This is a genomic window from Paenibacillus brasilensis (genome assembly GCF_009363115.1).
GTDB classification, from domain to species: domain Bacteria; phylum Bacillota; class Bacilli; order Paenibacillales; family Paenibacillaceae; genus Paenibacillus; species Paenibacillus brasilensis.
Genome location: NZ_CP045298.1, coordinates 3825598 through 3846995 on the forward strand (window position 1 = coordinate 3825598; position 21398 = coordinate 3846995).

Sequence of the window (21398 nt, forward strand, 5' to 3'; positions counted from 1 at the left end):
TCATACAGCCCCAAGCTTTTCATTCATAATTCCATCCAATCCCTGTATGCCCTGTACAATTTTAATCCCGAAACAAATTCAAAAAGGTCTTAGGCGTTTCGGATTCAAAACGCAGCAATACTCCAGTAACGGGATGAATAAATGACAATACTCGCGCGTGCAGGCCAAGGCGGCCGATCGACTTGGATTTGGAGCCGTATTTTTTATCTCCAACAATCGGATGACCGATATCCTCCATATGTACGCGAATCTGGTTCTTGCGTCCGGTTTCCAAACGTACTTCCAGCAAGGAAAAATGCCGATTAGCTTGGAGCAGCTTGTAATGAGTGACCGCGTGCTGTCCGTCATTCGGATATGGACTGGAGTACATTTTCAGCGTTTTGCTTTCCTTCAGCCATGAGGAGATCGTACCCTCCGTTTTTTTAATCTGCCCTTCTACGAGAGCGATGTATGTTCGTTCATACACCACTTCTTTCCACGCTTGTTGCATTTGCTGCTGAATGGCCTCGCTTTTGGCAAACATCATGACTCCTGACGTATCCCGATCCAAACGATGCAGCACAAAAATACGATTATACGGATGTTCTCGCCGTACATGGGCCGTAAGCTGGCGGTAGGCTGTCACTTCTTTTTCCTGCGCAGAGGCGACAGACAGAAGCCCGGCATCCTTATGAATGACAATGATGGCTTCATCCTCATGTAAAATACGCAGGCCAGTCAGCGGCACTTCGGGAGCGACTTTTTCCTTGGAGAGTGTGACGGTATGACCTTGCTCCAGCGGGAAATTGTGCACTGTGCGGGCCACGCCATCTACAGATACCTGTCCTCGGGCAAGCGCTGATTTAATGGAATTACGCCCCATACCAGTGACATGCTCTACCAAAAAGCTCAGCAGTTCGGCCGGCTCTTGGACGATATATGTTTTTGCAGGAGTTTTATCAAAAGTGCTCTTTTTTCCTCGTGTTTCCGGTCTATGTGAGCCAGGTTTTTCGGCAGATTTGTGGTTGCGTTTAGAGTCGCTTGTGTTAAACGTTGATTTTGTACGATTTTTTCGTTGGGGTTTCCGATTGTTCATGGATTCTTTCTCCTTCTTGGTACCGTATCTCATCATTGTGTACAACTGCGGTACCGTGTTCACTATATCATGAGAAAACAGCGAATGCCATGGGGAAGGAAACTTGTATAACGGTCTTCCAGCGGTTGAACATTACCTTGAACCCCGGTAAACTAAAGATAACGAAAGAAAAGCTGATATGCGTCGAGGACGCTGGAAATATGAGGGGTTTTAAATTTATGAGTGTACAAGCACCGACGCTGGAACGGGCGCAGGATTTACTACAAAAATTTTATGGCTATCCCGACTTCCGGGAGGGACAAAAGAAAATTGTCGCCAGTATGCTGGAAGGAAACGATACGTTAGGAATTATGCCGACAGGCGGTGGGAAATCCATATGCTATCAAATTCCTGCCTTATTGCATGAGGGTTTAACGATTGTTGTGTCACCACTCATCTCGCTAATGAAGGATCAAGTGGATGCGCTGACGACGATGGGGATAGCGGCTGCGTATATCAATAGCACGCTGAGTGGACGAGAAGTGAATGACCGCATCCGTGCCGCACGGAATGGCGATTTGAAGCTGCTGTATGTCGCACCGGAGCGGCTGGAGCTGGACTGGTTTCGCGATGAGATGACCCAGCTGCCGATTTCCTGCGTTGCGGTGGACGAGGCTCACTGTGTATCCCAGTGGGGCCATGATTTCCGCACCAGCTATCTGGCCGTGGCTCCGTTCGTGGAAGGGCTGTATGAACGTCCGATTGTAGCTGCGTTTACGGCAACGGCAACACCGCAGGTCATGGACGACATCGTGCGACTGCTTCGTCTGCGCAACCCGGAGACGTTCGTCACAGGCCTTGGACGACCGAATTTGGCGTTCAGCGTGCTGCGCGGGGAAGACAAGCGCAGCTTTTTGCTGAATTATGCCCGTGAGCATGAGGGTGATTCAGGCATTATTTATGCGGCGACTCGTAAAGACGTGGACGATTTGTACCAACGACTGCGTGATGCGGGGATGGCAGCTGGACGCTATCATGCCGGGATGACAGATCAGGAACGTGCAGATAGCCAGGAGGGCTTCCTGTACGACGATATCCGTGTTATCGTTGCGACCAACGCCTTCGGTATGGGGATTGATAAATCGAACGTGCGCTACGTCATTCACTACAACATGCCTAAAAATATGGAAGCTTACGTCCAAGAAGCGGGACGCGCAGGACGTGATGGCGATCCGAGTCAATGCATTTTGCTGTTTGGACCGCAAGATATCGTCACTCAGAAGTTCCTGATTGAGCAAAATCCGCAGGATGAAGACCGCAAGCGCAACGACTACCGCAAGCTCCAGCAGATGGTTGACTATTGCTACACAACTCGCTGCCTACGCACGGCACAGCTTGAGTATTTCGGTGAGGCAGAGGAGCATGAAGCTTGCGGCATATGCAGCTCGTGCACGGATGAGCGGGAGCTGGTCGATATGACCATAGATGCGCAAAAGATTTTTTCCTGCATTCATCGCATGCGGGAGCGTTTTGGGGTTTCGATGGTAGCCTCAGTGTTGAAAGGTTCACGCAACAAAAAGGTGCTCCAGTATGGTTTTGACAGTCTTCCAACCTATGGGGTGATGGGCAATCGGACGGAAAAAGAAATTGCCGAAATTATAAATGTTCTCGTATCGGAAGGCTATTTGGTGCTGTCTGAGGGCCAATATCCGGTCGTTCGTTTGCAGCAACTTGCAGTAGAAGTGCTGAAAGGTCAGCGTGAAGTTATGCAGCGTGTGGTTCGACATGCCACGGCTTTTGCAGGTGGGGCAGGTCCACGCGGAAGACAGGGACGCGATGCATATCCAGCGGCGGTCAACGAAACCGTATTTGAGCAATTGCGCCTGATCCGCCGTGATCTGGCCGCTCAGGAGCATGTGCCGTCTTATATTATTTTCAATGATGCTACATTACGTGAGATGAGTGTGGCGAATCCGCAATCCGAGGCGGATATGCTGCGGATCAAGGGTGTCGGTGAAGTGAAGTTTCGCAAGTATGGCAAGCTGTTTCTTGATTTTTTTCAAAACCAGGGGAATGTCGGTGGAACGGTGAACGAGGATGAGATTTATCCAGACGATGTGTATGAGGATTTTGAATAGCTATACTAAAGAATAGAAGCATCCATGCAAACTATAGAAGGTTGTGACCTATGAAAGTCATTTTATCAACGTTAAATGCAAAATATATTCATACCTCGCTGGCCATCCGATGTCTCAAAGCCTACAGTGAAAAGGATTTTGATATCGAGCTGGCGGAGTATACGATCAAGGACCCAGTGATGAACATCGTATCCGATTTATTTCAGCGAGGAGCAGATGTCATCGGCTTCTCCTGCTATATATGGAACATTGAAGAGACCATTAAAGTGATTGATGTGCTGAAAAAGATTATGCCCGAGGTCAAAATCATACTGGGTGGTCCGGAGGTATCTTACGATACAGAGCACTGGATGAAGCGCTTGGCGAATGTGGATTTTATCGTTGTTGGTGAGGGAGAAGAAACGTTCCATCAACTGCTCCAGGAGCTGGAGGGGGATCGCAAGTTCCATTTTGTATATGGACTGGCTTACCGCAAGGGTGAAGAGGTTATCCTGATGCCGGGCCGTCCGAAGGCGGATTTGAACGAGCTGCCGTCGCCCTATCGCTTTGCCGAAGATATACCGGAACTCGGGAAGCGGGTTGTTTATTTTGAAACGAGCCGGGGCTGTCCGTTCAGCTGCCAGTTTTGTCTGTCGAGCATTGAGGTCGGGGTGCGTTATTACGATATTGAGCGCACAAAGTCGGACATCCTGTATCTGATTGACAACGGGGCCAAATTGATCAAGTTTGTAGACCGTACATTTAATATCAAACGGGACTATGCGCTGGAGATGTTCAAATTTCTGATTGAAAACCATCGCGGCTGTGTCTTCCAGTTTGAGATCACAGCAGATATTATGCGTCCCGAGGTGTTGGATTATCTGGCGGAAAATGCACCGCCGGGCATCTTTCGCTTTGAAATCGGTGTCCAGTCGACGAACGACCCGACCAATGAGTTGGTTAAGCGCCGGCAGAATTTTGCCAAGCTTTCCCGCACCGTTACGAAGGTCAAGCAAAGCGGCAAAATCGACCAGCATCTGGATCTGATCGCTGGTCTGCCTTTGGAGGACTACAATACCTTCCGTAAAACGTTTAATGACGTTTTTGCGCTCGGCCCGGAAGAGCTCCAGCTCGGTTTCCTCAAAATGCTGCGAGGTACGGGGCTGCGTATTGACGCCGATAAATATAATTACACATACATGGATGTGGCACCTTATGAAATGCTGAGCAATGATGTCCTTTCCTTTGCCGATATCGTTCGGCTCAAACGCTTGGAAGATGTATTGGAGAAATACTGGAATTCCCATCGTATGGATCATACGGTGAACTATTTGATCGAGCGTGAATTTGTCTCCGCCTTTGATTTCTTTCAAGAGTTCGGAGACTACTGGGAGGGGCAAGGCTGGCAAAAAATCGGCCACCAGCTCGAGGACTTGTTCACGCGTCTCCAGTCTTTTCTGGTATCGCGCGGAACGAAGCGAATGGAGATCGTGCTCGGGCTCATGAAGCTCGATTATTTCCTGAACCATAAATACAAGCCGCGTAAAATCTGGTGGGAGCATACTTTGGAGAAGGATGACTGGTCCAGCTATATGAAAATGGTTCTTCAGCACCCGGATGCACTGTTGTCACCTGTGGTTGCGGACGCTGTGGCGGAGACGGTGAGAGAGGATTCGACACAGCATGCTGTACAGGCTTCTCCTTCTCCTGCTGCGGATGTCCATTCCGCTACGAGCAGCCAGCAGTCGCAGCCATATCGCGAGATGATCCCGGCCTTTGCTTCCTTGAAGCTGGGGGAAAAGGAGCTGCAAAAGCACGCTGTGCTCGATATTTTACCGTTCAGTCTGGACCATATCCTGAGTGGAGGTAGCCCATTGACTGCTGAAGGGCGAACACTGCTACTAGTCGTCTATCAGCAAAACGAACAGCAAAAGCCGCTGTACTATACCATGCCGATCGGCAAGGAAATTGCTGCGATTTAACTAAGAATAGCTTTTAAACTATAGAAGGCATCGAATCTTGCTTACAAGAATTGGTGCCTTTTTTGTGTTTTATGAACATAATTTTTACATTCGCATAATCTATTGCTTTATAAAATTTCACAAAACAAATATATGATTATTTCATCATATATTAACTTTATTGGAGTGTGACCTTGTGAAAAAGCATTCAGTGAAAAAGAGTCTTCTTGCTTTAAGCGCCCTTACCGTCTTGAGTGCGCCATTGTTATCCTCAGATATTCCTAAGGCCTTTGCAGCGTCAGCTACCAAATCCACTACCGCACAGGCATCGAAAGGACAAAATGCTGCATCAGCAAAAGCCACTGCTCCTAAAAATGTCATTCTTTTTATCGGCGATGGTATGGGAGAAGCAAGTCGCAACGCGATTCGCTTGGCCACGGTTGGAAAGTCGGGATTGCTTGAAATGGACAATATGCCGGTAACGGGCCTCGTTAGCACGAGTTCGGGGGACAACCTGGTTACAGATTCGGCAGCTGCGGCTACTGCAATTGCAACAGGTGTAAAAACATATAACGGTGCTATTGGGATGGATTTGAATAAAAAACCAGTCACAACGATTATGGAGTTGGCTAAAAAAGCAGGTATGTCAACAGGTGTCGTGACGACAAGCCAAGTGACAGACGCAACGGGTGCAGCTTTTGGTGCGCATGTTGAGAAGCGTTCTGCTCAAAGTGAGATCGCCAAGCAGTATCTGGAAAAGAGTAAGCTGGATGTTATTCTGGGTGGTGGTGAGGACTTCTGGTATCCGGTAGGAACAGCCGGTAAACATCCTGATGCCCCGGCAGAAGATCCTGAGGAAGCCAGTAAAGGAACTCAGGGAAATTTGGTGGAGCAGGCCAAGAAATTGGGCTATAGCTATGTGACAGATCAGGCAGAAATGAAGGCAGCCAAGGGCTCTAAACTGCTCGGATTGTTCGCCAATGAAGAAATGTTCCAAGCTCACAACAAGCTCGGCAACTCTTACAACCCAACGGTTTCTTTGCCAGATATGACAGCGAAAGCGATTGACGTGCTTTCCAAAAACAAAAAGGGCTTTTTCCTGATGGTAGAGGAAGAAGGAACGGATGAGATGGCGCATGACAATGAAGGCGAATTAACGATTAAGGCCGGGCAACAGCTGGATAAGGCTGTTAAAGTAGCTAAGGATTATGCCAAAGCGCATCCAGATACATTAGTTCTGGTGACGGCAGACCATGAAACAGGCGGTTTGGCCATTGAAGGCAAGGATGCGAAAGATGAAGCGGATGACGGTACAACAAATGAAGACGGTCCTTTCACCATTCATGGCACGGACGAAACGTTCTATATTGATTGGACGACAAAAGGACACACCGCAGTAGATGTGGCACTGACTGCAATGGGACCGGGTTCTTCTCAATTTACCGGGAATTACCCGAATACTGCCATTCATGACAAGCTGATTAAGCTGCTTCAATTGAAGAAGTAATGTGGTGTGAAAGCCGCGCCTTAAAAGATTTTCCATATTGGCAATATGGATTTTCCTGTGATAAACTAAAGCTAATAAGTATATACTGAAAAAGAGTAAGGATGCTGCCAACATCCTCACTCTTTTACAACAGCCGCTTATAAGGGCGGTGGCTGTTCAAAAAGTTTTAGTCATTGAAATATGACCGCATTCCTTTTCCAGAGGGCGGTCTATTTCTTTTTGTTGAAGGAAATAATCAAGATCACCAACGTTGCAAATTGAATCATCAACATCAGCGTATCTTTAACCTCCACAAGCATCACCTCCTTTGCAGGAGACTAGCCGACCGCCCATCTAAGCCATTCTGTTGTTAGTTTATAGTATATCATATGGATAGTATTGCTAAAAAGGACAAAAATGAAAACGCCTACCAACAGGCGTTTTTTGTTTTTTCAGAAGATATATTTTTAAAGTTGAAAATTAGTATGTAGTTCTTAACCAGTATAGGCGTTACGTAGCTCATCTAAAAATTGCATAGCATCTTTGAATCCCTGTAAATATATTTGGTTCTCCAGAATAGATTGTAGAGAGATTTGGGCATCTTCATATAAAAATAGGGTATGTTCGAGATGCTCGGGAACGGATTCACGGATTTGTTGAAAATACTGGTTGCTTTCCGTGGAAAATTGGTTGTATTCCGGTATGGTTTTAGAAAGATTACTATACAATGTTTCTAATCGGTTTCTGATTATGGGTTCAATTAATATTTCTAAAGAATTAGACATGATTTACAAACCTCCGGAGGGAAAATATTTTAATGTGGAATGACAAAATATCATGTAAATATTGTATCATTACATAGCGATTTGGTATACCGAAAGGTGACATCATAGTGACATCAAATCAATAGGAAATTTCAATAAATATCGAATATTTTGTGAACATTCTTGATTGGACTTAAAATTACAGGTAGGAAAAGGAAGCTATGTATTTTGCAGTCGATCATTTTTATCGTAAAGGATATAGCAAAAGATAAAGTGATTGAGTTTACACAATTGTATCCTTATTTTCTTCTATTTCGATGAAATGATCTTGGATATTGATAATTTATTCGTGGATGAAGAATACCGAAAACGAGGGATCTCCCAGCTGAACTACAAAAATGAACATGAAAAACGGAGTAGGCGGAATGGTGCTGTACAAGCGAAGCGGTCGCTTTTGTCCCCGGATTTTTACCGATGAAAGACTTTATTCCAAAAATCCGGGGGCGGTGGCGATGGGAAGCACCATCCGTCTGCGCAGTGGTACTGCAGTGGCACTAAGGTAACTTTTAATCTTCCTTTACTCCTCTGTTGTTTTCTTCCCCCAAACATATTTCATTGTAAAAAATATAATGGTCAGTACAATGACAAGCAGAGTAACCTTCAAGCCATAACGATGTATCAGTTCTCCAGCTGTCTCTACATGCTTGCCAAAGAAGCGTCCGAGCAGAAAGAAGATCAGCGTCCAAATCAAGCCAGTTGAATAAGAGAAAAGTGCATAGCGTTTGAAGCTTATTTTATTGATCCCGACAATGTAAGGAATAATGTGACGAACGATGGGTAGCAAATAGCTGATGCAAATCGTGAAATTTCCATACTTATGTACTAAATTTTCCGAAAATGCAATGTACTTGTCCATTCTTTTCCGTCGTCGCAAACGGTCCAAAACGGATATACCTAACAGTCTCCCCAGTACATATCCTAAGGATAAGCCTGATATAACCCCAAGATAAACCATTAAAAAAGCGGGTAGTGGATGAAGGATTCCCATGCTTGTTACAGCCCCGCCAGTCATCACAATGACTTCGTCTGGAATGGGCAGCCCCACGATTCCGAGCCATAGAGTAAAGAATAAGGCCGCATAGCCGTACTCTTCAATAATGGAAATTAAATGGTCAATGTCCATACCCATTTTCCCCCCTTACTTATGCTTTCTTCCGGCATACATAGACGAATGCAGGCGGAATGTTCATGGGCACAAACTTGATCTCTTCAATATCAAACCATTCACCTAACTGCTGCTTCATTTGTTTAGAATATTGAAAGGCGACGAACAATCCACCATCCCTGAGCGATAGATGAATTTGCTCTACGATCTGATTTCGCATGGCTTGTGGGAAATTAAAAAAGGGAAGCCCGCTTATTATGCAGTCAAGCTGCTCAATTTCGGCATTTTTTGTGGCAAGCTGAAGCTCACGTGAATCGGAATAACACAGATAATTCGGGAACCTTCTTTTTAAGCTCTCCTGCATAGTCTGATCCTTCTCAAACAGCAGAACCTTGGTTTGAGCTCTTGCCGCTTGAGGAATATACTGAGTAATTGCTCCCGTGCCAGCCCCTAGCTCTGCGACGGCATGAACTTCACTCCAAGGAATGGATTCAATCATGCTTTTAGCCAGAAATCTGGAGCTTGGTGTTACACTCCCCACATATGTAGGTGAATGCAAAAATTTAAATAAGAACATAAATCTTTCGTGAACCAAATGACTAATACGGATCATGAACCGTTCCCCTTCTTTCACTTTTCTAAATACGTTCGTTTATTCTCTGCTAAGAGTAACAAATTATCCCTATACTTACTCCTGTCCGGAGTAGGGTTCATATCCCCGTCCTACGGCGGGGATTTTCCTTGGCTATAGTCTAGGGAAATGGGGATTATTATTCACACAACACACAAGAAATCTAACGATTCACTCGAATTGAGCAAGGAATTTACAGAATACGCGGGAGGAATGCAAGCTCCCAGTGGTCTGGCTCCAATGATGCAAGCCATGGGCGGAATTATGCCTCCATTTGCATGGAATATCCAAGAAGCCTCCAACCAAGAGGATTACAGTACTGCATCTGAACAAGAGCTTACGGTAGATGAAAAAAGATCCTTGCTGAGTGATCTGCAAAGCATCTTGAATTCCAGTTCTGTATCCGGTTCGACCACTTCGGAGAATGATCAAGAAACAGATCTGCTCTCTGCCCTGAAAAACGCAATGGGAAATACTGACGAATCGAATGCGACAGATGAAGAAATATCGGCTTTATTTGATAAAAATCGCTAAGAATTTTGAGCAATCTGTTTCATCGCCATCCAGCACTAACGATACAGCCAGCCTGGAAAAGAGAAGGGCTCAACTTGAAGCTCAAATTGCGCAGCAAAGTTCTCAATCCAGCAGTACATCAACTACAAAAGTGGAAAAGTCCGTTCCAAGCAACACGGAAGCGCCCCGTAGCAACAATGATAGCACTAGCGATATTGCAGGAATTGGAAAACAACTGGATATTTCGGTTAAGCCATTCGTCACTACTCACATTTCTTCAGTGGGCGCTCTGGATAAAAAATGAAGTAAGTGACTAGGCATACAAAAATATATACAATAAATAACAGTAGAACCCCGTTTTAAGGACACATTAAAAAATTGGAGGATTTATGTCATGACGCTGAGAACTCAAATGAGTCGGAGCAGTAGAGATGAGGCGCGTTTTGTTAGAAACAAATTGATTGAATTTAATGCGAAACATGTACCTGAAGATGTTCGAAACCGATATGAAGAGATTGATCTTACCCTTAAAAATGAAGATGGTCAGATCATTGGCGGTCTCCTAAGTGTAATGTGTTGGAACTGGGTGGAGGTTGATATTTTGTGGGTAGATCAGCGTCACAGAGGAGCGGGCTATGGCTCGCAGCTGCTTGGTAAAATCGAACAAATCGCTAAAAACAAAGGGTGTACTTTTATTCAGCTCAACACGTTTACTTTTCAGGCACCCGAATTTTATGAAAAGCATGGGTACGAAGTGGTTGGCGTCATTGATGATGCTCCCCGAGGCTTTAAACACTATTATTACAAGAAAAATATCCTTTGAGGACTCTATAATATACTCGTACAGATCAAGGAATTATATAACGTGTCATGATTCTATTATTATTCGTCGATCCCTGGTTTGAGGAGATATTACGGTCGCCGTCGCAAAAGGGGTGTACCTCTGCTCAACTGGTGCTGGTATGAAAATTTAAAGCTAGATCATAGTGAAGAATGAATAAAGAAGGGTATGATCAAAATGACCACGGAAGTGACACACAAATTATATACCATGTGTATGATTCAGGACGGAACCAAGGTATTGCTTATGAACAGACCGGATAAGAAGGGTTTTCCGGGCTATATTGCCCCAGGAGGGAAAGTAGAGTTTCCAGAGAGTATTGTGAATGGGGCCATTCGTGAAGTAAAGGAAGAAACGGGGTTGACGGTTAAGGAAATTGTATTTAAAGGAATTGACGAATATTGTGACCCGAGCCAAGGGCTGCGATACATGGTCTTTAACTATTTGGCTACAGCAACGGAAGGTGAACTATTGAACAATCCCCCCGAGGGAGAACTGCTGTGGGTGGATATGAAGGAGGCGCTCAATCTGCCGATGCAGGATTGGTTTAAGCGGAGATTTCCCTTATTTTTCGAGCCGGGAACGTTCGAGGTTAGTTTTGTATGGCTGGCGGATACTGACGAAACCCTCGAAGCAACGATTAAAAATTATGGGGTGTAGAGATGACGACGAGGATTTATTTTTCATCTAACCGGCTAGGAGAGGTCACGAATGACCAATTGCAGAGAGTGCTGGATCGTTTCGATTTGGGGCGTCTGGTGTCTTCTGAAAAAACGGCAGAAGGAGTGATGGGACAAACCCACTATATTTCCTCAACGGCTGGACAGTTTGTGTTAAAGGGAAATCCACTTTTTTCAGGACAATGGGTGGAAGAAAGGTTTATAGTGGAGCAATTAGACACACGGACTTCAATTCCTGTACCGGCACCCTATTTGGTGGATGATACCGACGATATTTTCGGCTGGAGCTATGCTGTTATGCCGCGTTTGTACGGTGAGCACATACATACACCCGAGCTGCAGGCAAGACTGAGCTCACTGGATAAACAGCAAATGGCTGAAAGGCTTGCTGCTGCCTTGTTGGAGCTTCATAGCTGGAAGGTTAAGAACAGTGGGGAGCTGGATACAACGACTTTGGCCATTCGTCCTTTTGAAATCTCATATCGAGCATGGTTGTATGGACGAATTCGATACTGGCTAGAGGATGCCCAAAAATACTCAAACATTTCTGTAATGGATATGGAATGGGTAGAGGGAATATTGGAAGATTCACGTCAAGCATTTGATCAACTGGGGGCTGCCACATTTGTGATGGGAGATTTTAAACCGCAAAATGTGCTTGTGCAGAACGGAGAAAACGGCTGGAGAGTCAGTGGACTATTTGATTTTACGACAGCTTATTTTGGCGATGGAGTTGCAGATCTTCCGAAGATAACTACCATGTATCTGGAAAACGGCCAGGAAGAGCTGGCAAAACAGTTTCTCACTGTATACTTCAAAGGTATGGAGACCAAAGAAGGGTTTATTGAGCGATTCCGGGTGCATATGCTGTATCAACAAATTCTCAACTGGGGATGTGCCAAAGCAATGAAGCAAGTCACTTGGGATGACAAGCTCTCTTTTGCGGAATGGGCGCAAAAATTTACGGACGTTGAAATATATAAATCATAACAGACCAATCAAATACATAAAGAGAAGGAAGTGAGTGGTATGCAAACCGTCAGATTGGTAAAGCCGGCTCGGACATGGAAGGAAGCGTACCTTTCTTTTTATGAAGAATGGAAAAAGAGTCAGGAGCCAGTGGTGCCCTGGGTAATTTCTATAGAGCCGTATGATTTTGAAGGAATGCTGACGTTTTTAAGTAATCAGGAAAATGGAATTGACCTGCCTGAAGGCTGGGTCAAAAGCTCCACCTACTGGCTTGTGAATGCAAATGATCAGGTAGTTGGCGCGGTAAACATCCGGCATGATCTTAACGAACACCTGCTCAATGCAGGAGGTCATATCGGTTACGGTATCCGTCCTTCGGCACGAGGAAACAGGTATGCTGTTACCATGCTGACCTTGGCACTGGAGAAAGCAAAGGAGCTGGGTATTCCCAGAGCCTTGGTCGTATGCGACTCCGAGAATATCGCTTCCAAAAAAACAATCATACGCAATGGCGGAACACCGGACACAGATTACGTAGAGGAAGACGGAAATCTTGTTAATCGGTTTTGGATCGAGCTGTGAGTGAGAAAGAGGATAACGCGAGAAGATTAGATAGATGAAGCACTAAGGGGGCTATTGACCATATGAATCCTTCTATGCATGAATTTAAAATCATCTCCAAACACAGAATGTATGATCAATATTTAGTAAAGCTGCGGACATGCATCAAGCTTTTGGACGAACAGGAGTTATGGAACGCTGGTGAGGCGGAAACGAACAGTATTGGTGGGATCATCCATCATATTTTGGTGCATGTGCGTAGAAACGCATCCAAGCTCATGGATCCGACGATTACATACAAGCAAGGAATGGAGGATAGCTTCATACCATCCATGCAAAACAAGGAGCAGCTTATGGAGGAAGTAGAAGAAGCTTTTTCATCCTTCTGCGCAGCATTGGACAACACAGGCGCGATCAATATGCATGACGTTTACCATGTGGTAGAGCATACGGCTTATCATTTGGGACAGATCATAGACCGAGTACAAAGATTGGCAGATCACCGTTTTCAATTTGTACAAAATGGACTTAATGAAAGAGCGTTGCATGCGATAGTACAGCTATCCCTGAACGGAAAATGAGGAAAAGCTGCAATCTCCGTAAATGTCATATTTTTATTTCTTAATTGATATTGATAATTATTATCACTTATAATAGAAACAGGCAGATTATGCTAAGGTAGGGAGAGTTGCAGAGTGACAGAGTCCTTGGAATTATATGATGTAACGATCATCGGCGGTGGTCCTGCCGGAATGTATACTGCGTTTTATAGTGGCATGAGAGATATGAAAACCAAGCTGATCGAAGCCAAGCATGAGCTGGGCGGACGGATGCGCATATACCCGGAGAAGATGATATGGGATGTTGGGGGAGTCACCCCGATTTTATGTGAAAAGCTGATCGACCAGCTGGAGCAGCAGGCGCGAACGTTCGAGCCTACGATTGTGCTGGGACAGCAGATCACAGGTTTGAATCGGCAAGAGGATGGAACCTTCCTGCTTACCTCTGCAACAGGAGAGCAGCATTGGACCCGCACCGTTATACTGGCAGTAGGCTATGGCATTCTCAAAATGGCCAAGCTGGAGATTGACGGGGCGGATCGTTATGAGGTTACGAACTTGCATTATACCGTGCAAGAGCTGGAGCCATATCGGGATAAGCACGTCCTGATTTCCGGTGGAGGTGACTCGGCGGTGGATTGGGCGAATGAGCTGGAGTCTATTGCGGCGAGTGTGACCGTCGTACATCGTCGGGATCATTTTGGCGGACATGAGAAAAATGTAGCTCGGATGAAAGCGTCTTCGGTCCAAGTCCTCACGCCTTATGCGGTAAGTCAGCTACATAGTCATAACGGAGAAACGATTGAGCAGGTGACGATTAGCCATGTAGAGACGGGCGAAACTCAGGTATTGAATGTCGATGCAATAATCGTGAATCATGGTCTGAAATCCGACTTCGGTCCGATTCGGGATTGGGGACTGGATATGGGTGAGTGGCATGCCCGAGTGAGCGAAAAGCTGGAAACGAATGTACCGGGTATCTTCGCAGCAGGTGATTTTGTCGAGTACGGAAGCAAGCTGTATCTGATTGCAGGCACGTTCACGGACGCTGCCCTTGCGCTGAACAGTGCCAAGCTGTACATTGATCCCACAGCAGACAAAGCGGCTTATGTATCCTCCCACAACAGCCGTTTCAAGGAAAAAAATCGTGAGCTGGGTGTTGTAGAGTAGGTATATAAGCTCCCCTACTTGGATGATGAGGATGTGTATGACAGGAACGTGCGTGTATCCTATTGGGACATCATGAAGCAAATGGACAAGCGTTAAAAAATGATATTAGGCCGCCATAGCATTCGGGGGCGGGATTGGAAGGTGACTTATGGAGAAACGAACAGAGCAAGAGGTGGCTGTTTTGGCAGATATTATTCAAAAGGCAGAGCCCTTTGTACAACAGCAGTTGGAGCATGACCACAGTGGTCACGATTGGTGGCATATTGACCGGGTAAGAAAGCTGTCTCTTAAAATTGCTGCCAAAGAGGGCGCAGATTTGTTTGTTTGTGAACTGGCAGCACTGCTGCATGATGTAGCAGATGAAAAATTAAATGATTCCAAGCAAGCAGGGCTGGATAAAGTGGAGCAGTGGCTGCGTCTGCATGTAAGTGATCCGGATATGATTACACACGTGATGACCATTATTGCGACGATGTCCTTCAATGGCGGCAAAAATCCGCCTATGGAGACGCTGGAGGGTCAGGTTGTGCAGGATGCAGACCGGTTGGATGCTCTTGGAGCGATTGGCATTGCAAGAACCTTTATGTATGCAGGTTCAAAAGGCAGTATCATGCATCACCCGGATCAAGACTTTTCACAGCACGAATATCGTGCTGCAGGTAAAAGTGCTATATACCATTTTTATGAAAAGCTGCTGAAGCTCAAGGATTTAATGAATACTGCTTATGCCAAAGAACTGGCGGAGACTCGGCATCAATGGATGGAGATGTACCTGGAGCAATTTTATAGAGAATGGAATGTGGATGTTAAATAAGTGGGTGCAATAAGATAAGGCTGTTTCCTCTAACCGAGCGTATCGGAGAGGAAGCGGTCTTTCTTTTTTTATAAATGTCATATTGATATTATTGAGAAAGTGTGCTACTTTATTGTTAATAACAAAATGATAATAACAAAATATTATAAACTATAAAGAAAGTGAGGAAGCAACTATGTTTGGATTTAGTTTTGTTAAATTTCAGCCGAGTGAGTATGTGATGAAGGTGAAGAACGGTAAAGTGGTTCGAGAGGGGGTCGGGTTATCCTTTTATTATTACGCTCCAACGACCTCGGTTGTCGTCGTACCTGTTTCTTCGATTGATGTGCCGTTCATGTTTGAGGACATGACGAATGATTTTCAGGCGGTGACGGTGCAGGGACAACTGACTTATCGGATTGTGGATTATCGGAGAACGACGCAGATTTTAAACTATACGTATGACTTGAAGGAAAAACGCTATATTTCGGATGATCCGGGCAAGCTGGCGCAACGGGTAATCAACATCGCGAAGGTGCTTACCAAAAAATATTTGGAGCGTGTTCCGCTCAAGGAAGCTGTTCAGTCCAGTGAACGTCTGGCGCAAAATATGACGAAAGATATTGCTCAGCATACTGAAATGGAAAAGCTGGGGATTGAGGTTATGGGGCTGTCGATCTTGGCAATTTTACCGAATAAGGAGACGATGAGAGCGCTGGAGGCGCAGGCGAGAGAAGAAATTCTTCGCAATGCGGATCATGCGTTGTATGAGCGTCGTAATGCCTCCATTGAGCAGGAGCGGCGTGTGAAGGAAAATGAGCTGAACACGGAAATCGCGGTGGAGACGAAAAAGAGGCAAATCCGTGAAACCCAGCTCGATGCCGAGCGTTCTGTGAAGCAAAAGCAAAGCGAAATGAAGGAGGAACAGCTGCGGTTCGACACGGCTCTGGAGGAGAAAAAACGCGAGCTGATTGAGCTGACCGTAACCAATAAAAAGGCAGAAGCCGATGCCAAGGCCTATGAACTGACGGCAGTGATGAAATCGTTGCAGGATGTTGAGCCGAACGTGCTTCAGGCGATGGCCCATATGGATATGAGTCCAGATAAGCTGATCGCAATAGCATTCCAGGAGCTTGCAGAAAATGCAGGAAAAATCGGTCAGTTGAACATTACGCCGGATCTGTTGCAAGGCCTGATGTCAGATGCGGGAACAAGTGGGTCAGCAGGATCGAGAGGAGCTGGAGGCAGAACACGATGAACAGCCGAATGACAGAACGCAAAATTATTTTGGTGAAGCGTAAAACGCGACTGGAGGAGCTGATTGTCCGATATAATACGATCCAGCAGGCTCGTTTCTTTATGGAGCGGCTGGGTGCGGATTTCAGCGATTATGTACTGGAGGATGAGAATTACCGCAGGGCGGTAGCGACGACGACGTCGGAATTAACAGCCTTGGGTCGAGTCCAGATTGTGGAGCGGGAGCATGTGCCGAACTTTATTTTTGGTGAGCAGGATACGATAGTGGTGCTGGGTCAGGATGGGCTTGTAGCCAACACGTTAAAATATTTGAACGAGCAGCCGCTTATTGGTGTGAATCCGGACCCATTGCGCTGGGATGGGATATTGCTGCCGTTTACCGTATCGGATCTGCGCCGGGTGGTGCCGGATGTGTTCGTGCATAGGCGGCCGATCAAGGAAGTCACGCTGGCTAAGGCCCAACTGAATGATGGCCAGTCGCTGTATGCTGTGAACGATTTGTTCATTGGGCGCAAAACCCATGTCTCTGCGAGATACGAGCTAAGACTGGAGGAGCAGGTGGAGCAGCAATCGTCCAGCGGCATTATCGTTTCCACAGGGCTGGGGGCGACAGGCTGGCTGACCAGCGTGCTGGCTGGAGCAGCAGGAATTGTCGGCAGCGCTACGCGGCATCCGATGTCTTTGACTCCAGACCATCTGGTGTCAGATAAAGCCTTTGGTCAGGAAGCAGCAACCGAAGGATCTAGCCAAGATCCTCGTGCAGCTTGGAGTTTGCCATCGCTTTTTTTTACGGTGAGAGAACCGTTTCCCAGCCGGACGACGGCTACGGAGCTTGTGTTTGGTCAGGTAGCCGCCCAAAAGCCACTGCGGATTGCTTCGCAGATGCCGGAAAATGGAGTTATTTTCAGTGACGGAGTGGAAAGCGACTTTCTGGAGTTTAATGCTGGCATTGAGGCGACCATAGGTCCGGCAGAGAAAAAAGGCCATCTGGTCGTGTAGAGGTTTGTACAGGACGGCAATGGGTAATTATGAGTAAGGTACAACAATCAGATGAAACAAAAAGGAGGAATCAACATGAGCGACCACACTCAAGACGAAGCGAAAATCCGCAACAAGAAAAACGAGGACGGAGATTCCTTGATGGAAAAAACGAAGCTGGACAACGGCGTGGATATCGAGCCTGAGGCTGACGAATGGATTGCGAAGCCTTCCCCAGTGTCATACGATGATACGAAATCCTCTTCGAAGCAATAGGCTCCTGCGTCTCGATAGAGCAAATATGCAAAGACAGATGATCCTTACGAGGGTCATCTGTCTTTTTGGCATGTAAAAGCCTTGGAGCGATTTGGAGGCAGGTTAATTGAATCTGGAATATACCTTCCATACCAGCTCGCGACGGCTGCTTACTATTCGTATTCCTCAGCAGCTTCCTATGGATGTCTCCCAAACCCGATTCCGTCAATCCCTCCGTGGAAAGCAATGTATGCGGATTAACCGAGGTACAGCATGCAGCATCGAAACAAACCAAAGTACGCAAGCTGTCGATTAGGGCAGGAGTTGTATACGAGATTGGCTGGGAGAACTAATAGCCGTAGAGATTCAGGTGGACGGACAGCATGTTTAGAAGTTATATATTCTAATAAAAAGGTTTTTTCATATCATCCAAGCCTTATTCAGCAATGCACTGCGGATAGGTCTTGGATTTCTTTTCCTATTGGATTACACTAGAACGAGTACATATTTTTGGGAAAGACCGGAGGGGATGAGATGAAATGTGGAACCCCTATGAAAATAACAGACAGCATCCGCACGACTTTACGATAAAATATCAATTTTACACGCTGGAAGAAAGAGGGAGGAAAAAACTGCCTATTCAGGGTTACCGCTGCGATTTTGCCTATAAGGGCGACGATATCACGACGACGGGTATTTACGCAATGCATCCTGAGTTTGAAGATGAAGAGGGTCGACTGATCTTGGATTCCCAACGTCCGGTTCACCGGGAAGGACAGGCAAGAATGTGGATTTTGTTTGGAGAAATGAGGGAACAGATACATCGACATCGGATACAGGTAGGGACAAGGGGATATTTTATGGAAGGTCCGCGCCGTGTCGGTGAAGTTGAAGTTACAAGTCTGGTAGGCCTCTTGACCAATCCGGTTGACTAGCTGGCTTCCCATTGGCAAAAGCTTTATCCCTTGGAGAGATACATCTCCACAGCGCATGGATGTAATTCAGCAAAGGTTAAACTGGCCGCTGGGGGGCATGATTTTCGATGTCGAGCAGCATATATTCTGGCTGCGTGTACCCAAGCAAATCCCGCTTTATGGACACAGATATATTCCTGAGCAGCCAACCTGAGGCAGGGAATCCGGTATTTTCGGTGTATCAAACGGATATTATCGTGTATGGGGAAGGATTGCAGGATTACTTCAAGCTTGAGTTCGGGGAGAAGTCTTATGAACAGTCAATTTTGATGCTGTAAAAACAGTTCGCTTTTGGAGCAATTTATGTAGTTGAAGGGTCAGGAGAGTGAATAAGTCCAAACGAACGAGGGGGAGTATGACGTGAAGGTAGAACAGGATTTGGAAGAAATCAAACAAAGATTGGCTCAAATCGAGGCGAAGCTGGAACGCGGGTCGACTTCCGGGAGAATCATGAAGTACATGATTATCATCTTCTTGTCTATTTTTTTCTTGTTTTTGGTGATCGGAGTTGTTCAATTTGTTTCAGCCTAATCGGTGTAAGAGGAAGAAAGAAGGGAGCTGCTTATGCCTATAGAAGCGATTATTTTTGATTTGGATAATACGCTGATTCATCGTAAACGAGCGTTTGCGGCATATGCGGAGCGCTTTGTGGAACGATTTATTGTGGCCGAAGGCCCGGAGAAGCGAGAAGCTGTAATCGAACGGATACGTCTGGCAGATCAAGACGGATATCGGGACAAGAGGGAGCTGTATACCGAGCTGCATGCAGACTTGGAATTGAAAAATCGTGATACGACAGTACAAGAGATGCTGGGCTTCTGGTATGGTGAATTTCATAAGTTTACGGTACTGATGGACGGAGCGAAGGAAGTGCTGTCCGAACTGCGGTCACGTGGTTTGAAGCTGGGAATTATCACCAACGGCTCACTCCGTACGCAGCAAGCGAAAATCGACCGGGTTATGCTGAGGGATTATGTGGACTCCATTATCGTATCGGGTGGCGTGCACATTGAGAAGCCCAATCCTCGAATATTCGAGCTGGCTCTGAAGGAACTGGAAATTGCCGACCCTACTCATGCGTGGTATGTAGGGGATCATCCGACAAATGACATTCGAGGTGCGCAAAGTGCAGGCCTGCATACGATCTGGCTGGAAGGCTTTATGCCGTGGGAGGAAAAGGGCATCGTACCAGACTATAGAATTGGGAGTCTGGGAGAAATCATCACTTGGCTGGATCGTCAAAGCTATTCAACGAATATGGAGGAGGGAGCATCATGAATATAGAACATCATGAGCATGAAGCACACGATCAGACCAAACCTATCCTGTTATCGTTTCCAGAGCAATTTCAGACGGAGCGATTGACGATTCGCGCTCCACAGTGGGGCGATGGAGCGGTAGTGAATGCAGCGATTCGGGAGAGTGCAAATGAACTGCGGCCTTGGCTTCCTTTTGCGAGAAATCTTCCTACGCCGGAGGAATCCGAGATCAGGTCACGTCAAGCCAGACTTAAATTTCTGGAGCGGTCTGACATGATGCTATATATATTTGATACGGCTTCGGGAGAATTTGTAGCCAGCAGCGGCTTGCATCGCATCGATTGGGATACACGCAGTTTTGAGATCGGGTATTGGCTCAGAACCTCATGGACCGGCAAAGGTATTATAACAGAGGCTGTACATGGTATTACGGATTTTGCCATACAGCATTTGAAGGCTAATCGGCTAGAGATTCGTTGTGACTCCAATAATACACGTAGCGCCAAGGTGGCGGAACGGGCAGGCTTTACATTGGAGGGGATTTTAAGGAACACCGAATATGACGAAGAAGGAAAGTTGGCACACCAGATGGTTTTTGCAAAGGTCCGTGGTATTGAATTTTAGCATCAAAATTTAATTATCATTTTGTACAGCAACTAGACTTAAGATCATCTGATATACAAGCTGCGTTTGTACGATATGGTGGGGGCTTATTATGATTGATTATAAGATGAAAAATATAGTCAAGCTGGTGTGCATACAATATGACATCAGCATAAGGTTCGGCATTCATGCAAGCGTTATCCCAAGAGGGAGCTTAACGAATTTCCAGCAGCCTAACGGGTTTTTTCCAGTGTTAAGGCAGGTGATTTAATATGAGAAGCGTTCGTAATAGCGTCGGCAGGAGGGTGAATCGGGCAATACAGGCCAAATCTCGCTGGAAGAAACGCGTTGTGTATCTGGCTGCCGTATTGGCCGCTATTTTATTGGGCTTGGGGAGCCGAGTGTTCTCCTCCAGGTTGCCTGAATTCGTTGCCAGTCACTTTGGGGACGCCTTGTGGGCGTGTATGATTTACTTTGGGCTGAGAATGTTGTGGATAGATCGACAATTGTCCGTAGCCCTGTGGGGCAGCTTGCTGTTTTGCTTCGCCATTGAGTTCAGTCAGATGTACCAGGCTCCCTGGATTAACCACATTCGGGCGACAACATTAGGCGGGCTGGTGCTCGGCAAAGGATTCCTGACTGCTGATCTGATCAGGTATACGGTTGGTATTGCGATTTCTTGGGGGCTGGATCAAGGCTGTCAAAAGCTGATGGGGATCCATACACGAATAGACGACGACAATTCATTGAAATCATCCAAATTACTCAAATAACTTGAAAAGCGAGGGTTGCGCTTGAAACAGAAGG

At 46.1% G+C, this 21398-nt stretch carries 28 protein-coding genes; 23 read left to right on the plus strand and 5 right to left on the minus strand.

Annotated elements, in window-relative coordinates:
- Positions 1-61 precede the first annotated feature (61 nt).
- On the minus strand, positions 62-1075 hold the full coding sequence (locus GCU48_RS18140) for an RluA family pseudouridine synthase (protein WP_025721661.1): 1014 nt from the start codon (positions 1073-1075) through the stop codon (positions 62-64).
- Between the two features lie 218 nt (positions 1076-1293).
- Here GCU48_RS18140 and recQ point away from each other — a divergent pair, with 218 nt between their 5' ends.
- The 3 genes from recQ (at position 1294) to GCU48_RS18155 (ending at position 6639) form a co-directional block, all read left to right on the plus strand.
- Positions 1294-3192 (plus strand): DNA helicase RecQ, encoded by a 1899-nt coding sequence (gene recQ / locus GCU48_RS18145; RefSeq protein ID WP_025721660.1) that lies wholly within the window; start codon positions 1294-1296, stop codon positions 3190-3192.
- A 50-nt stretch (positions 3193-3242) separates the two neighbouring features.
- A complete protein-coding gene (locus GCU48_RS18150) occupies positions 3243-5153 on the plus strand; it encodes a B12-binding domain-containing radical SAM protein (RefSeq protein ID WP_025721659.1) in 1911 nt (636 codons plus the stop codon).
- A 175-nt stretch (positions 5154-5328) separates the two neighbouring features.
- Positions 5329-6639, plus strand: coding sequence for an alkaline phosphatase (locus GCU48_RS18155; RefSeq protein WP_152380976.1), 1311 nt, complete (start codon positions 5329-5331; stop codon positions 6637-6639).
- 209 nt (positions 6640-6848) lie between these two features.
- On the opposite strand, the gene GCU48_RS29320 is transcribed toward GCU48_RS18155, so the two are convergent.
- Both GCU48_RS29320 and GCU48_RS18160 read right to left on the minus strand, forming a co-directional pair.
- Complete coding sequence (locus GCU48_RS29320) at positions 6849-6938, minus strand: putative holin-like toxin (protein ID WP_370880996.1); 90 nt, start codon at positions 6936-6938, stop codon at positions 6849-6851.
- A 174-nt stretch (positions 6939-7112) separates the two neighbouring features.
- Positions 7113-7403, minus strand: coding sequence for a hypothetical protein (locus tag GCU48_RS18160; protein ID WP_152380977.1), 291 nt, complete (start codon positions 7401-7403; stop codon positions 7113-7115).
- Positions 7404-7780: 377 nt separating this feature from the next.
- On the opposite strand from GCU48_RS18160, the gene GCU48_RS27035 reads away from it, so the two are divergent.
- Positions 7781-7945: a hypothetical protein gene (locus tag GCU48_RS27035; protein WP_208811861.1), complete on the plus strand. Its 165-nt coding sequence runs from the start codon at positions 7781-7783 to the stop codon at positions 7943-7945.
- Between the two features lie 14 nt (positions 7946-7959).
- Here the strand turns inward: GCU48_RS27035 and GCU48_RS18165 are convergent, their stop codons facing one another.
- Positions 7960-8565: a DedA family protein gene (locus tag GCU48_RS18165; RefSeq protein WP_025721657.1), complete on the minus strand. Its 606-nt coding sequence runs from the start codon at positions 8563-8565 to the stop codon at positions 7960-7962.
- 19 nt (positions 8566-8584) lie between these two features.
- Complete coding sequence (locus GCU48_RS18170) at positions 8585-9160, minus strand: class I SAM-dependent methyltransferase (RefSeq protein WP_025721656.1); 576 nt, start codon at positions 9158-9160, stop codon at positions 8585-8587.
- Positions 9161-9307: 147 nt separating this feature from the next.
- On the opposite strand from GCU48_RS18170, the gene GCU48_RS18175 reads away from it, so the two are divergent.
- From GCU48_RS18175 to GCU48_RS18260, 19 genes are all read left to right on the plus strand, one after another.
- Positions 9308-9712 (plus strand): hypothetical protein, encoded by a 405-nt coding sequence (locus tag GCU48_RS18175; protein WP_167518722.1) that lies wholly within the window; start codon positions 9308-9310, stop codon positions 9710-9712.
- Entirely contained in the window at positions 9675-9995 is a 321-nt protein-coding gene (locus GCU48_RS18180) for a hypothetical protein (protein ID WP_152380979.1), read from the plus strand. The genes GCU48_RS18175 and GCU48_RS18180 overlap by 38 nt, the downstream gene beginning before the upstream one ends.
- 90 nt (positions 9996-10085) lie before the next feature.
- Positions 10086-10514, plus strand: coding sequence for a GNAT family N-acetyltransferase (locus GCU48_RS18185; RefSeq protein WP_152380980.1), 429 nt, complete (start codon positions 10086-10088; stop codon positions 10512-10514).
- Positions 10515-10700: 186 nt separating this feature from the next.
- Positions 10701-11192, plus strand: a complete 492-nt coding sequence (locus tag GCU48_RS18190; protein ID WP_025721653.1) for an 8-oxo-dGTP diphosphatase — start codon at positions 10701-10703, stop codon at positions 11190-11192.
- 2 nt (positions 11193-11194) lie between these two features.
- On the plus strand, positions 11195-12202 hold the full coding sequence (locus GCU48_RS18195) for a phosphotransferase family protein (protein ID WP_152380981.1): 1008 nt from the start codon (positions 11195-11197) through the stop codon (positions 12200-12202).
- Positions 12203-12241: 39 nt separating this feature from the next.
- Positions 12242-12763: a GNAT family N-acetyltransferase gene (locus tag GCU48_RS18200; protein ID WP_152380982.1), complete on the plus strand. Its 522-nt coding sequence runs from the start codon at positions 12242-12244 to the stop codon at positions 12761-12763.
- Positions 12764-12825: 62 nt separating this feature from the next.
- Complete coding sequence (locus tag GCU48_RS18205) at positions 12826-13323, plus strand: DUF1572 family protein (RefSeq protein ID WP_152380983.1); 498 nt, start codon at positions 12826-12828, stop codon at positions 13321-13323.
- Between the two features lie 114 nt (positions 13324-13437).
- Positions 13438-14472, plus strand: a complete 1035-nt coding sequence (locus tag GCU48_RS18210) for an NAD(P)/FAD-dependent oxidoreductase (RefSeq protein ID WP_025721647.1) — start codon at positions 13438-13440, stop codon at positions 14470-14472.
- Between the two features lie 148 nt (positions 14473-14620).
- Positions 14621-15286: an HD domain-containing protein gene (locus tag GCU48_RS18215; RefSeq protein ID WP_152380984.1), complete on the plus strand. Its 666-nt coding sequence runs from the start codon at positions 14621-14623 to the stop codon at positions 15284-15286.
- Between the two features lie 175 nt (positions 15287-15461).
- Positions 15462-16523 carry an SPFH domain-containing protein gene (locus tag GCU48_RS18220; protein WP_152380985.1) on the plus strand — a complete coding sequence of 354 codons (1062 nt, stop codon included), beginning with the start codon at positions 15462-15464 and terminating at the stop codon, positions 16521-16523.
- Complete coding sequence (locus GCU48_RS18225) at positions 16520-17521, plus strand: diacylglycerol kinase catalytic domain-containing protein (RefSeq protein WP_152380986.1); 1002 nt, start codon at positions 16520-16522, stop codon at positions 17519-17521. Before GCU48_RS18220 ends, GCU48_RS18225 begins: the two co-directional genes overlap by 4 nt.
- Positions 17522-17596: 75 nt before the next feature.
- Positions 17597-17776, plus strand: a complete 180-nt coding sequence (locus GCU48_RS18230) for a hypothetical protein (protein WP_025721641.1) — start codon at positions 17597-17599, stop codon at positions 17774-17776.
- Positions 17777-17958: 182 nt separating this feature from the next.
- Positions 17959-18108: a hypothetical protein gene (locus tag GCU48_RS27040; RefSeq protein ID WP_155983956.1), complete on the plus strand. Its 150-nt coding sequence runs from the start codon at positions 17959-17961 to the stop codon at positions 18106-18108.
- Between the two features lie 186 nt (positions 18109-18294).
- Complete coding sequence (locus GCU48_RS18240) at positions 18295-18690, plus strand: hypothetical protein (protein ID WP_025721638.1); 396 nt, start codon at positions 18295-18297, stop codon at positions 18688-18690.
- Positions 18691-18797: 107 nt separating this feature from the next.
- On the plus strand, positions 18798-19007 hold the full coding sequence (locus tag GCU48_RS28150) for a hypothetical protein (protein WP_244315756.1): 210 nt from the start codon (positions 18798-18800) through the stop codon (positions 19005-19007).
- Positions 19008-19089: 82 nt separating this feature from the next.
- Entirely contained in the window at positions 19090-19260 is a 171-nt protein-coding gene (locus GCU48_RS27045; protein WP_167518723.1) for a hypothetical protein, read from the plus strand.
- Between the two features lie 33 nt (positions 19261-19293).
- Positions 19294-20007 (plus strand): HAD family hydrolase, encoded by a 714-nt coding sequence (locus GCU48_RS18250; RefSeq protein ID WP_152380987.1) that lies wholly within the window; start codon positions 19294-19296, stop codon positions 20005-20007.
- Positions 20004-20612 (plus strand): GNAT family N-acetyltransferase, encoded by a 609-nt coding sequence (locus tag GCU48_RS18255; RefSeq protein ID WP_152380988.1) that lies wholly within the window; start codon positions 20004-20006, stop codon positions 20610-20612. The genes GCU48_RS18250 and GCU48_RS18255 overlap by 4 nt, the downstream gene beginning before the upstream one ends.
- 251 nt (positions 20613-20863) lie before the next feature.
- Positions 20864-21364 carry a ribosomal maturation YjgA family protein gene (locus GCU48_RS18260; protein WP_152380989.1) on the plus strand — a complete coding sequence of 167 codons (501 nt, stop codon included), beginning with the start codon at positions 20864-20866 and terminating at the stop codon, positions 21362-21364.
- The last annotated feature ends 34 nt before the right edge of the window (positions 21365-21398 follow it).